The 13,043-nt window shown below is 37.5% G+C and carries 14 protein-coding genes and 1 other annotated feature; of the genes, 2 read left to right on the top strand and 12 right to left on the bottom strand.

What is annotated here, in order from left to right; translation table 11 throughout:
- Nucleotides 1-2 precede the first annotated feature (2 nt).
- The 6 genes from BG05_RS10005 to alaS form a co-directional block, all read right to left on the bottom strand.
- A complete protein-coding gene (locus BG05_RS10005) occupies nucleotides 3-644 on the bottom strand; it encodes an O-methyltransferase (protein ID WP_002129210.1) in 642 nt (213 codons plus the stop codon).
- 215 nt (nucleotides 645-859) lie between these two features.
- Nucleotides 860-1,930, bottom strand: a complete 1,071-nt coding sequence (mltG, locus tag BG05_RS10000; RefSeq protein ID WP_002129212.1) for an endolytic transglycosylase MltG — start codon at nucleotides 1,928-1,930, stop codon at nucleotides 860-862.
- A gap of 241 nt (nucleotides 1,931-2,171) precedes the next feature.
- The gene (locus BG05_RS09995) at nucleotides 2,172-2,450 is read right to left on the bottom strand and encodes a DUF1292 domain-containing protein (protein ID WP_002034112.1); all 279 of its coding nucleotides are present in this window, start codon (nucleotides 2,448-2,450) and stop codon (nucleotides 2,172-2,174) included.
- Between the two features lie 12 nt (nucleotides 2,451-2,462).
- Entirely contained in the window at nucleotides 2,463-2,876 is a 414-nt protein-coding gene (ruvX, locus tag BG05_RS09990) for a Holliday junction resolvase RuvX (RefSeq protein ID WP_001221204.1), read from the bottom strand.
- 3 nt (nucleotides 2,877-2,879) lie between these two features.
- Nucleotides 2,880-3,146 (bottom strand): IreB family regulatory phosphoprotein, encoded by a 267-nt coding sequence (locus tag BG05_RS09985; protein WP_000348591.1) that lies wholly within the window; start codon nucleotides 3,144-3,146, stop codon nucleotides 2,880-2,882.
- Between the two features lie 78 nt (nucleotides 3,147-3,224).
- Nucleotides 3,225-5,867 carry an alanine--tRNA ligase gene (gene alaS, locus BG05_RS09980; protein WP_003191567.1) on the bottom strand — a complete coding sequence of 881 codons (2,643 nt, stop codon included), beginning with the start codon at nucleotides 5,865-5,867 and terminating at the stop codon, nucleotides 3,225-3,227.
- 41 nt (nucleotides 5,868-5,908) lie between these two features.
- Nucleotides 5,909-6,127, bottom strand: a binding site (T-box leader).
- Nucleotides 6,128-6,364: 237 nt separating this feature from the next.
- Between alaS and BG05_RS09975 the strand changes: the two genes are divergently transcribed.
- A complete protein-coding gene (locus BG05_RS09975) occupies nucleotides 6,365-6,709 on the top strand; it encodes a PH domain-containing protein (RefSeq protein WP_002129215.1) in 345 nt (114 codons plus the stop codon).
- 41 nt (nucleotides 6,710-6,750) lie between these two features.
- On the opposite strand, the gene BG05_RS09970 is transcribed toward BG05_RS09975, so the two are convergent.
- Nucleotides 6,751-7,818 carry an AI-2E family transporter gene (locus BG05_RS09970; protein ID WP_002129216.1) on the bottom strand — a complete coding sequence of 356 codons (1,068 nt, stop codon included), beginning with the start codon at nucleotides 7,816-7,818 and terminating at the stop codon, nucleotides 6,751-6,753.
- A 176-nt stretch (nucleotides 7,819-7,994) separates the two neighbouring features.
- On the opposite strand from BG05_RS09970, the gene BG05_RS09965 reads away from it, so the two are divergent.
- Complete coding sequence (locus BG05_RS09965) at nucleotides 7,995-8,207, top strand: hypothetical protein (RefSeq protein WP_002015285.1); 213 nt, start codon at nucleotides 7,995-7,997, stop codon at nucleotides 8,205-8,207.
- A 36-nt stretch (nucleotides 8,208-8,243) separates the two neighbouring features.
- Here the strand turns inward: BG05_RS09965 and BG05_RS09960 are convergent, their stop codons facing one another.
- The 5 genes from BG05_RS09960 to mnmA form a co-directional block, all read right to left on the bottom strand.
- Nucleotides 8,244-8,372: a YrzQ family protein gene (locus tag BG05_RS09960; RefSeq protein ID WP_002015286.1), complete on the bottom strand. Its 129-nt coding sequence runs from the start codon at nucleotides 8,370-8,372 to the stop codon at nucleotides 8,244-8,246.
- A gap of 18 nt (nucleotides 8,373-8,390) precedes the next feature.
- Nucleotides 8,391-8,579 carry a hypothetical protein gene (locus BG05_RS09955; RefSeq protein WP_002015288.1) on the bottom strand — a complete coding sequence of 63 codons (189 nt, stop codon included), beginning with the start codon at nucleotides 8,577-8,579 and terminating at the stop codon, nucleotides 8,391-8,393.
- Between the two features lie 127 nt (nucleotides 8,580-8,706).
- Nucleotides 8,707-11,043, bottom strand: a complete 2,337-nt coding sequence (recD2, locus tag BG05_RS09950) for an SF1B family DNA helicase RecD2 (RefSeq protein ID WP_002184924.1) — start codon at nucleotides 11,041-11,043, stop codon at nucleotides 8,707-8,709.
- A gap of 107 nt (nucleotides 11,044-11,150) precedes the next feature.
- Nucleotides 11,151-11,810, bottom strand: coding sequence for a tetratricopeptide repeat protein (locus BG05_RS09945; protein WP_002088750.1), 660 nt, complete (start codon nucleotides 11,808-11,810; stop codon nucleotides 11,151-11,153).
- Between the two features lie 110 nt (nucleotides 11,811-11,920).
- Nucleotides 11,921-13,036, bottom strand: coding sequence for a tRNA 2-thiouridine(34) synthase MnmA (mnmA, locus tag BG05_RS09940; protein WP_002088752.1), 1,116 nt, complete (start codon nucleotides 13,034-13,036; stop codon nucleotides 11,921-11,923).
- Nucleotides 13,037-13,043 lie beyond the last annotated feature (7 nt).

The following is a 13,043-nucleotide window of genomic DNA, read 5'->3' as shown; positions in this document are numbered from 1 at the left end:
TGTCACCCTCTCTTTTTACTTACAGCCACTCCATCGCCAATTGGGAAAATCGTTGTATCATATCCTTCATGATTCATAAGCCATTCATTGTACGTCTTAATACGACGAATCAAACCACGGGTACGTCTATTTTCAATTTTCTCTTTTGTCGTCACAAGACCATGGTACATAACGTTATCTGAAATAATAACGCCACCAGGATTTAATAACGGTTCGTATAAGTCAAAAAAGCGACGATACTGCCCTTTCGCTGCATCAATAAAAATAACATCAAATGTTCCATGTTCTTTCACTTGTTCGCCCGTTTCTAAAGCATCACCGTAAATAACAGAAATACGGTCTGTTACCGAGGAACATTCTATATATTCAAGTGCCTTTTCATATCGTTCACGATTGCGCTCTACTGTCACAATGCGAGAGTTCGGAATAGCTTGCATCATACGAATACTAGAATAACCGATTGCTGTTCCAAGTTCTAAAATACTTTCCGGTCCAATTAAACGTAAAAATTGCAGCATAAATTCCATTCCAAGTCGATCCATAATCGGCACATGGTTTTCAGTTGCATACTCTTCCATTTCAAGAATTAATTTATCTTTTGGATCAATAAATGATAATAGGTACTCGTTAACTGTATCCTCCATAATTGGTCCTCCTTATTTACATGGAGAAGTGCCTCTATGACGCGTCAACCTTTGTCTTTTCACACATAGAATGCAATAAAAATACAAGCCAGTTTCACCCTTAGCTTGTACGTCCCGTTTTGATATTAAAAACGATTCTTCTGCCAGTTTTTAACCCGATATATTTTACCACAAAAAAGAGGGATATGCGACCCTTTTCGCTATCCCTCCCCATTTCACTGTTTTTTCGTAATGTATTTTTGCTTTAATGCATTATGTTCTTCTAATGTTTTCGCATAATACACTTCACCACTTGGTGCAGCTAAGAAATAATAATAATCTGTTTGCGCAGGATCTAACGCTGCTTCCACTGAATGTTTACCAGAGTTTGCAATCGGTCCAACCGGCAACCCTTTCACAACATACGTATTGTACGGTGAGTTTACTTTCAAGTCTTCGTATAATACACGTTGTTTATGCTTTCCAAGCGCGTATAATACCGTCGGATCCGTTTGAAGCGGCATACCTTTCGCTAAACGATTATAGAAAACACTAGAGATTTTTTGGCGATCAGTAAAGCCAGTAGCCTCTTCTTCAATAAGTGAAGACAACGTGAGAAGTTGATGAACATCCCAGTTCTTCGCTTTCATTTTCGCCTCATTTTGAACAATAATTGCATTTGTTTTCTCAAGCATCGGGATTACAATTTCTTCTAATTTTGTATCCTTTTTATAGAAAGAATACGTTGCTGGATATAAGTATCCTTCTAGTGGATATTTAATGTTACTATCAAAAATTTTATCCGTTAATAGCTTCGGATACTTTTGCTGCATTTTTTGGATAAATGCTTTATCGTTTAATTGACGCACAACCTCATCTTTATTCCACTTTAATTCTGCCGCAATCACTTCAGCAATTTCAGTTACTTGCGCCCCTTCTTTAATCGTCACTTTATAAAGAGCCGGACGATGTACGTTGCCAGATGACATTTGTTCAATGACATCGTTGGCGCTCATCGAAGGATTTAATAAATATGTACCTGCTTGTAAGCTTTTCGACTTAAATTTCGTATAAAAACTAAAAACTGTACTGCTTTTCACAGCACCTTTTTCTTCTAAAATCTCACCGATTTTACTTGTAGATGACCCCTTTGGAATCTCTACCTCAATCTCTTTTTTATTTCCACTATCAACTGGCCCTAATGCAGATGAAATATACGCATAGACTGATCCACAAACTAAAAGCAGTGCGATAATCGAAATTAAAAAAATGCGTCTACGCTTCTTCTTCACTTGATTCTCTACCAAAATTCTTCCTCCTTATTCAATTGTAGACCGTATACACTTCCTCTATACAATGCCCTACAAACATAAAGCAAAACCAATCATTTCTAAATAATCGGTGACAGCTACTTATTTAAAGCCTTTTTTCATACAACCCGTCTTATTATACTATAAACAATTAAGTAGTTTCGACAAAAAATCTGTCATTTTGCATATGAATACAAAAAAGGCGAACTGTGTACACAGTTCGCCTTTTTATCCATTACTATTCTTCTTCTTGCTCATCAGCAAGAGTGTTAAACATTTCTTGTACCATTTCCCACTCTTCTTCAGATTCAATTGAAAGTAATGTTCCACCCTCTTCTTCACTTTGCTCATATGCCATTGCATCGAAGATTTGGTCTCCATCTTCGTCTACTTCACCGATTGGAGAGAAGACTACGTAAGATTTTTTGCCGAATTTTTCAGCATCAAAAGTGAAAATAATTTCACATAAATGTTCGTTTCCTTTTTCGTCTACAATTGTAATTTGATTTTCTTCCATTTTGGTCACCTCTTATTTACTATCTAAAAATCCTTGTAAGATCACGACTGCAGCCATCTTATCGATTACCTGTTTTCGCTTCTTACGGCTCACATCAGCTGAAATGAGCAGACGTTCCGCTGCCATCGTCGACAAACGCTCGTCCCACATTACAACTTCTAATTGTAACAGATTTCGCAGGTTTTCTGCAAATTGCTGGCACGCTTCACCACGAGGGCCGATTGTACCATTCATATTTTTAGGTAAACCTACTACTATTTTGTCCACATTGTACTGTTTTACCAACTCAGAAATACGGTCAAAACCAAAGTGGCCTCGTTCTTCGTTAATCCTGATTGTTTCCAGCCCTTGTGCTGTCCAGCCCATTTCATCGCTCATTGCAACACCGACTGTTTTAGTACCAACATCTAAACCTAATATCCGCATAAACTACTCCTCACGATGATGTTTCAAGTAAGACTTCACAAGCTCTTCAATTATCTCATCACGTTCAAGCTTGCGAACGATGCTTCGTGCATCTTTATGGCGAGGTATGTATGCTGGATCTCCACTTAATAAATAACCGACGATTTGGTTAATCGGATTATAACCTTTTTCTTGAAGTGCATCATACACAGTTAAAAGTACATCATTTACATGGACACTCTGTTTTTCATCTTGAATGCTAAACTTCATTGTCTTATCAAAACCGTCCATTTCAAGCACCTCACTTGTAAGTAGTAAGTATAGGGAGAAGAACTTCTCCTCTCCCTACCATTGTACACTACTATCTCTTTATTTTGAAACAGATTTAACGTACTCTTGTACAAACGCTAAAGCTTCCTCTACTTGCGCTGGGTTTTTACCGCCTGCTTGTGCCATATCAGGACGGCCACCACCGCCGCCTCCACAACGAGAAGCTACTTCTTTCACAAGTTTACCCGCATGGTAACCTTGACTAATTAAATCTTTCGTTACGCCAGCTAAAATGTTTACCTTATCGTCATTTACAGACGCTAATACAACAACTGCAGACTCTAATTTATTTTTAAGGTCATCCATCATTGTACGTAAGTTGTTCATATCTGCAACATTTACTTTCGCCGCTAATACGTTCACGCCATCAACTGTCATTACTGAATCAGTTAAGTTTCCAGCTTCGATATTGCTTAATTTCGCAGCAAGAGATTCGTTTTCTTTTTGAAGTTGTTTTACTTCAGTAAATAAACCATCAACTCTTGTTAAAATATCTTTTGGATTTGTTTTCATTTTTCCTGCTGCTTCTTTTAATAAACCTACTTGATCGTTCATTAATTCGTATGCAGACTTACCAGTTACCGCCTCAATACGACGAGTTCCTGCACCGATACCAGACTCAGCAACGATTTTGAAAATACCGATAGAAGCTGTGTTATCAACGTGACAACCACCGCAAAGCTCTAAGCTGTAATCGCCTACTTGCACAACGCGTACAACATCACCGTATTTTTCACCGAATAATGCCATTGCGCCCATTTCTTTCGCTTCTTCGATTGCTTTTTGAGAAATCGCAACATCAATACTTTCCCAAATTTTTTCGTTTACGATACGCTCAATTTTTTCTAATTCATCAGCTTGTACTTGACCGAAGTGAGAGAAGTCAAAACGTAAACGTTCAGATGTTACAAGAGAACCAGCTTGGTTAACATGCGTTCCAAGTATATCTTTTAATGCTTGGTGCAGTAAGTGAGTTGCTGTATGGTTTTTCACAACGCTACTACGGTTTTTCGTATCGATAAGAGCTTTTACAGCCGCTTCTTTCGTTAATGTACCTTCTTCCACAACTACTTTGTGTAAGTTTTGACCATTTGGTGCTTTTTGTACGTCTTTTACAACAACTTTCACGCCGTCAGCAAGAAGGTAACCACGGTCTGCAATTTGCCCACCGCTCTCAGCGTAGAATGGCGTTACATCAAGCATTAATTGTCCTTCTTCATCTGCTTGTAAGCTATCTGTATACTCACCATTTTTCACAAGGGCAACAACGTTACTTTCTGTTGCAACTGTACCGTAACCAACGAATTCGCTCGCTACTTTAACTTCACCAAGTACACCGCCTTGAACTTGCATAGAATCAACGTCTTGACGAGCAGCACGTGCACGCTCACGTTGTTTCTCCATTTCATTTTCAAAGCCCGCTTGATCAACTGTCATACCAGCTTCTTCAGCATATTCTTCTGTTAATTCAATTGGGAAACCGTACGTGTCGTATAGGCGGAACGCATCTACGCCAGAAATAACAGTTGTTTTTTCTTCTTTCGCTTTTGCAATTACTTCAGCTAAAATTGATTCACCATCATGAAGTGTTTCATGGAAACGCTCTTCTTCATTCTTCACAACTTTTGCGATGAAATCTTTCTTTTCAAGTACTTCTGGATAGAAGTCTTTCATTACTTCTCCAACAACCGGTACTAATTCAAACATGAACGGACGGTTGATGTTTAATTTCTTAGAATAACGAACAGCACGGCGTAATAAACGACGTAATACATAACCACGGCCTTCGTTAGATGGAAGAGCACCGTCACCAACAGCGAATGTTACTGTACGGATATGGTCAGCAATTACTTTAAACGCCATATCTTTTTCTAAATCGCCATTACGATATTTCTCACCAGAAATTGATTCTGTTGCACCAATCATCGGCATGAATAGGTCTGTATCAAAGTTCGTAGGTACATCTTGAACGATAGATGTCATACGCTCTAGCCCCATTCCTGTATCGATGTTTTTCTTAGGAAGTGGCGTATATGAACCGTCTGGATTATGGTTAAATTGAGAGAATACAAGGTTCCATACTTCTAAGTAACGCTCGTTTTCTCCGCCCGGATATAATTCTGGGTCACTAAAGTCATTACCGTAAGATTCACCGCGGTCATAGAAAATTTCTGTATTCGGTCCACTTGGTCCTTCACCGATATCCCAGAAGTTTTCTTCTAAACGGATGATGCGTTCTTTTGGAACACCCATTTTCTCATTCCAAATTGTGAATGCTTCTTCATCTTCCGGATGAATTGTAACAGATAGTAATTCTTTATCGAATCCGATCCATTTGTCGCTCGTTAGAAATTCCCAAGCCCAAGTAATTGCTTCTTCTTTGAAGTAATCACCGATTGAGAAGTTCCCTAACATTTCAAAGAATGTATGGTGACGAGCCGTTTTCCCAACGTTTTCAATATCGTTTGTACGAATTGATTTTTGTGCATTTGTAATACGTGGATTTTGTGGGATTACACGACCATCAAAATATTTCTTTAATGTCGCTACACCACTATTAATCCATAACAGAGATGGATCTTCATGAGGAACTAGTGATGCACTTGGTTCTACTGCATGTCCTTTTTCTTGGAAAAAGTCTAAAAACATTTGACGAATTTGTGCGCCTGTTAGTTGTTTCATTGTATTTTCCTCCTTAAATATAAAAAACTCCCGCCCCTAATAAAAGGGACGAGAGTTAACTCGCGATACCACCCTAATTATGAATTGATTATTATAACAATCAATTCATCACCTCATGGTGCCGTAACGTGGCAAGACGGCAGTGATTAGCTGCTCTCAGGATTAGCTTTCTGTTACCCTTCATTTAAAGCTCCTTTCAGCCAGTGGAAGCTTCTCTCTACAAATGGACTGTAACGTACTTGTTCCGTCATTGATTTAATGTATTATATGACTAAATATAATAGAATTCTCTTAAGTTTGTCAATGTAGATAATCATTTATATTGTATCAATTGCTTATTAATCATAGTTATTCTACTATTCATTCTTAACAGCCTTTAAATATATTATGCATTTATTACTAAATAGGAATCTCCTCTCAAAAAATACTTTATGCAAATTTCTAAATATTACATTATTTGTTATAATTAAATTATTAACAATAAAGGAGCGATTACAATGACAACCTTATTGAATCAAGCTAAAGAAATGTTAACAACTGATGAAAAAATCCTTTTTTATGCAGCATGCTCATTAAATATATTTATATATCGTTCCGTCGCAAGACCAGGACTGTTAATTTTAACGAACAAACGGCTCTTCTTTTATGGACCAGATGTAAGTAAGAACCCAATATTTGAAGAGTACTCTTTTGCAAACATTTCTAATCTAAAAGAGCAAAAGCGTCTTTTCAGCAATCAAATTATATTTATGTACGATAATGAATGGAAAAAAATAAAACATATTCAAACAAATGATATAAGCTCTCTCGTTCAACAAATACACGAGCAACTCTCTAAATAATGATAGCCCTCTACTTTTATAAGTAGAGGGCTATCATCATATTACACATCTTCTTTTTTCCAAAGAGGCCTCACATGAACGACCACTGTCCGAATGACCGCTAAAATAGGAACCGATATTAGTAATCCTACAATCCCCGCAACTTCTCCCCCTACTAGTAATGCAAACATAATAATCACAGGATGCATACGAAGCGACTTACCAACGATGTAAGGCGATAAAATGTTACTTTCCAAAAATTGCAAAATAGCAATCGTAATTCCCGCCTTAATGAGTAAACTCGTTGATACCGTTGCTGCAATCATCAACGTCGGAATCGCCCCTAAAATAGGACCAAAGTACGGGATTATATCCGTTACCCCAATAATAATACCGAGTAATAACGGATATTTCATACCGATAAACCAAAAAGAAAGAACAGATACTCCTCCTAATACTAAGCAAACAAATAACTGTCCTCGAATATAACTTCCGAGTGACTTATCAATTTCTTTCGCAAGCATTTGACCCGTACTACGCCACTTACTCGGAACTAGTTTCCAAAAAATATGATAAAACTCACCGTAATCTTTTAATATGTAAAATACAATGAACGGAATTAAGAAAATAATGAGCAATGAATCCAGTACACCACGAGCTGTGCTCATGACTTTATTTAAAAGCGCTTGAATCTTCGTTTCTACACCACCAAAAATTTGTTTCACCTTTTCATGAATAAATGATGGGAAATTCGCTGTTTGTTCTGTAACTCCATCCATCCAAGAATCGTACATTTTTGTAAACTGCGGAAATTGTTCATTAATTTCTTGTAACTGTTTAATAACAACTGGCGTTCCTTTATAAATTCCATAGCCAATTCCGCCAAAGAAAAGAATATAAATGAGCAAAATAGCAAGTGTGCGTGGCATTCCTTCCTTATGGATTTTTTCAATTAAAGGGTGTAATAAATAAGCAATAAAACAAGCAATAAAGAACGGTGTGATCGCCACTTTAAATACAAAAATAATCGGCGCCCATAGTGGCTTAATTTTTAAAAAGACGAGCAAACAAAGAAAAACGAGTAACAATAATCCTAAACGATATATCCAAATGATTTTAAGATTCTTCACACGAAAAACCTCCTCCACCTTTATTTTGAAAATAAATAGGTTAGGTTATGTGCAAAAGTTTTAAAATCTTTTTATACAGACCATACTGTTTTTTAAAGACGTACATATATTTAACATAATAAGGACAACCACCCCTGAAAATACAAAATGTCAAAATATAATCAGGAGGGCTCATAATGATCTTATTTATGCTTGCATTATCCGCACTTTTTATGCTTCTTGAATGGATTTGTATCGGGTTTGGTATTTGGAAAGGCTTCTTTATTCGTTCCTCGCGAAAGGAAAGAGCTAAGCACTTATGGCATTATGGAATGCTTGGCGTTGGATGCTACGGTTTATCTTATCTCTTCTCTGAAATCGGACTTTTATATTTGCATACAAGCGCATAAAAAAACTCCCTTATCATGAAGGGAGTTTTTTACGCCTTATAAATAAGACTTAATCATCTTACGTGCTTTTTTCACATTGCGTTTTGAGAATACATCTTGTTTGCGAGCATATTGATATGCTGCAGCTCCAACACCTAATGCGATTAATGAATTGCGTAGATTCAAAGTAAATCCCCCTTTTCGTTATCCGATCGTTCTTTCATTATCATCAAATAAATCATCAAGAGAGCTTAATGAACCATCTTCCTCTACTTGATGTGTATGGATTTTCCCCTTTGAAACCGATAATTCGATATAACAATTCCAGCAATAAAATTGGTTGACACCTATTTTTCCGATGTCTTTCCCTTTGCAATTTGGACAACTGAACATATGGCTTCCATCTCCTTACAGTCTCCCAGATTCTATTCGCCATTATGTCCAAACTGCATTCATTTATACATTGCTAGAGCCTTTCAACGTTATACGTTTGAAAGTTTCACTATATAATTTCACCTTGTTACATGAAATCATACGGTGAAATGTTTTCCACGTCCATTTCTTCACCATTAACCGTCACCATCTGCACTTCTCCTTGTGATTCTTGCAATCGGCCAGCTAAAGTCGTTTGACGCATTGCATCATCAAGGCGATTTACACCGGATTGAAACGCTGCTTCCTCCCCGCAAATAATAAGGAATTTCTTACTCCTTGTAATACCCGTGTAAATTAAATTACGACGTAACATACGGTAGTAGCTCTTTACAATCGGCATAATAACTATTGGGAATTCACTACCTTGCGATTTATGAATCGAGCAGCAATAGGCATGCGTAATTTGATTTAAATCCGGCTTTGTATATGTTACTTCAATTCCATCAAATGAAACGATAATCATATCTTGTTGCTCGACATTTTCTTTCGCATAAAATACTGAAACAATTTCTCCAATATCACCATTAAACACTTGGCTTTCCGGCTGATTGACTAATTGAAGTACTTTATCACCTCTGCGGTATACAACGTCACCGTAGGCAATTTCTTTACTCTTTTCTTTTTTCGGATTAAACACTTCTTGAAGAGCTTCATTTAACACATTAATACCTGCTGGTCCGCGGTACATTGGTGCCAATACTTGTACATCTCTTGCACTAAAGCCTTTTGTCTTAGCATTTTCACAAACCTTTTTAACAACCTCAACAATTTGAGCACCTGCACAGCTGATAAATGAACGATCTTTTTTATTTTGTGCTAAATCTGGCGGGAGCGTCCCGTCTTTTATCGCATGGGCAAGCTGAATAACAGACGAACCTTCTGCCTGACGATAAATTTCTGTGAGTTTTACCGTTGGAATGGCACCTGCATTTAATAAATCTTTCAACACTTGTCCAGGTCCTACCGATGGTAATTGGTCTTCATCACCTACAACGATTACTTGGATGTTCGTCGGCAAGGATTTAAACAATTGATTTGCCAGCCAAATATCTACCATCGAAAACTCATCAATAATAAGGAGCTTCCCTTGAACAGGGTCTGTTTCATTACGCTGGAAAGACCCTTCTGGCGTCCATCCAAGCAGGCGATGAATTGTGCACGCCGGAAGCCCCGTCGATTCACTCATTCGCTTCGCTGCTCTTCCTGTTGGAGCCGTTAATAGTATTGGAAATGGATTGTCATCACTATATTCATTTAGATTTAGTGATAGCCCGTGAAGCGACGCATACATTTCAACAATTCCTTTAATAACTGTAGTTTTCCCCGTTCCTGGTCCACCTGTTAATAACATCATCGGCTTATGAAGTGCAGTTTGAACTGCTTCTTGCTGAAGCGGTGCATACTGTACCTTTAGCTGTTCTTCAATTTCACCTAATGTCTTTAACACTTCTGCTTCAGGAAATGCAGGGGTTTCCTCTTGATTCATAAGCCTGCGAATGGACTTTACAACGCCTTTTTCAGAGTAAAATAACGAAGCTAAATACACACGCTCTTCTTCTATGATGACTTTCCCTTCACCTTGCATCATTTCAACGCAGCCTACAATATCTTCCTCAGTCACTCCGCCTTCTTGATTATTTAAAAGTGACATCGTTTCTCTTACAAGCTGACCTTTTTCCATATACACGTGACCGAGTTGTAATGAAATATTCTCTAACGTATAAAAACACCCTGCACGTACACGGTCGTCGTGATTGCCCGTTATTCCGATTGCACGCCCTATATCATCTGCTCTTCCAAATCCAATTCCGTCCACTTCTTCAATAAGTTTATACGGATTATTACGAATCACTTCTAATGTCATCTCTTTATATTGCTGATAAATTTTAATAGAAAGTTTTGTTCCAAAACCGTAACCATTTAAAAAACTCATCACTTTCTCGAGCCCTTGATGCTCAATAATCGTCTCATATATTTCCTGCGCTTTTTGCTTGTTTACAACACCACTTAACGCATCCGGATCATCCATAATTTTAGAAATCGCATGCTCACCAAGATGGTCCACGATTTTTTCGGCTGTACGCTTTCCAATCCCTTTAAATAAATCGCTCGCTAAATATTGCACCATACCTGCTTTTGTTTGTGGCAATTCTTTTTTAAACGTTTCAACTAAATATTGTTTTCCATACTTTGGGTGGTCTTTAAAATGACCTGTTAATGTAAACACTTCATCTTCATGCATACGGGGAAAATGACCGTTTATCATTACTTTTTTTTCGTCGTATGTTTCATTCGTTTCAATGACTTTCATACTGACAACGGAATAGAGGTTTTCTTCGTTGTGGAAAATGGTATGAAGAACTTGCGCTTTTATAAATTTTTTTTCTTCCTCAAACAAATCCATTGCATGTTGATTTCCCATATTTCCTCTCCTTTCCGAGTTCTTTTCACTTTAATGAGCAGTACATCCCCCACCTCTTTCACAATCTTTAGATGAGGGGTAACTGCGCATTAAACTATAATTTCACTTTATTCAGCTTCTTGCTCTAATAAACGAATACCATTACCAGCTAAAAAGTGGTCTGCTTGAATTTCAGTCGCTTTCTTAAATAAAGTAAGAGCTTTCTCGTTATTCTCCTCGAATACGTACGCAACACCTAAATTATAATACGCATCTGCATGCTCTTCATCCATTTCTAACACCTTTTCAAAATAAGGTTTTGCCTCTTGAATATGTTCTAGTCGTGCGAAGCAAAGTCCGCATTGGAAAACAGCTTCTACATCGCCTTCATCTAATTCCGTCGCTCTTTGTAAAAATGGAAGTGCAAGACGATCATTTCCAAGTTGCACATGTGTGATACCTAACATAAATGTTACGTCAGCTGATTGTAATCCCACTTGCATCGCTTGTTCAAATACAGCCTTCGCCTCTGCAAATTGCTCTTGACCGTAATATACGTTTCCTAAGCCATAATAAGCAGCCGCAGATTTACCATCTAATTCTAATGCACGTTTATAAAATAAAATTGCTCGCTCACTATCACCTAATACATCTAATAAATTCGCAAAGTTAATGTATCCAAGCGCATCTTTCGGATTTTCTTCGATTGCTTCTGTGAAATTTTCAGCTGCTTCTTCCCAGTTTCCTTCTTGCATATATTTAATACCTGTTTCAAGTTTGTTTGACATATCCTTCACCTCTACAACAAATTATAACAAAGAATGTATTTTCCAAGCGAACAAAAATTCGCTTTATGTAAAAGAAACCTCTAACCGCTAATCGGCAGAGGCTTCTCGTGTTATCCTAAATAATCTAATTTCTTACCACTATGATATACTTCATCAATTGTAGCGCCGCCTAAGCACTCATCTCCATCATAGAAAACAACTGCTTGGCCTGGCGTAATCGCACGAATTGGCTCATCACAAAGAATACGAACTGTATTTTCATCAACGATTTGAACCGTTACTTTATTGTCTGCTTGACGATAACGGAATTTCGCTGTACACGTAAATTCTTTTTCCTTCGCTTTATTACTTACCCAGCCTACATTCGTAGCAATAACTTCATCACCATATAGAAGTTCGTTATGGAATCCTTGATCAACATATAAAATGTTTTCTTTCAAGTTTTTCCCCACAGCAAACCACGGATCACCATTACCACCAATACCAAGGCCATGACGTTGTCCAATTGTATAATACATTAAACCATCATGTTTCCCTTTCACTTCACCAGATAATGTTTGCATCACACCTGGTTGCGCCGGTAAATAGTTACTTAAGAAATCTTTAAAGTTACGCTCACCGATGAAGCAAATACCAGTACTATCTTTCTTCGCCGCTGTCGCTAAACCAGCTTCTGTCGCCATTTCGCGAATTTGTGGTTTCTTTAATTCACCTAATGGGAACATTGTTTTTGATAGTTGCTCTTGGCTTAATTGATTTAAGAAATATGTTTGATCTTTATTGTCATCAACGCCGCGAAGCATTTTATATTCGCCGTCCATATAAGCAACGCGTGCATAATGACCTGTTGCTACATAATCAGCACCAAGTGCAATTGCATGCTCTAAAAATGCTTTAAATTTAATTTCTTTGTTACACATTACATCTGGGTTTGGTGTACGACCAGCTCGGTACTCATCTAAAAAGTACGTGAATACTTTATCCCAGTATTGTTTTTCAAAGTTTACTGCATAATACGGAATGCCGATTTGGTTACACACTTCAATTACATCATTGTAATCTTCTGTTGCTGTGCAGACACCATTTGCATCTGTATCATCCCAGTTTTTCATAAAAATTCCGATTACATCATAACCCTGCTCTTTTAATAAAAGAGCTGCTACAGATGAATCGACGCCACCGGACATCCCGATGACAACGCGTGTTTCTTGAGGTAGTTTGTTCATCATGTCA

Source organism: Bacillus mycoides (genome assembly GCF_000832605.1).
Classification (GTDB): domain Bacteria; phylum Bacillota; class Bacilli; order Bacillales; family Bacillaceae_G; genus Bacillus_A; species Bacillus_A mycoides.
This window is presented reverse-complemented; position numbering and strand designations above follow the sequence as displayed.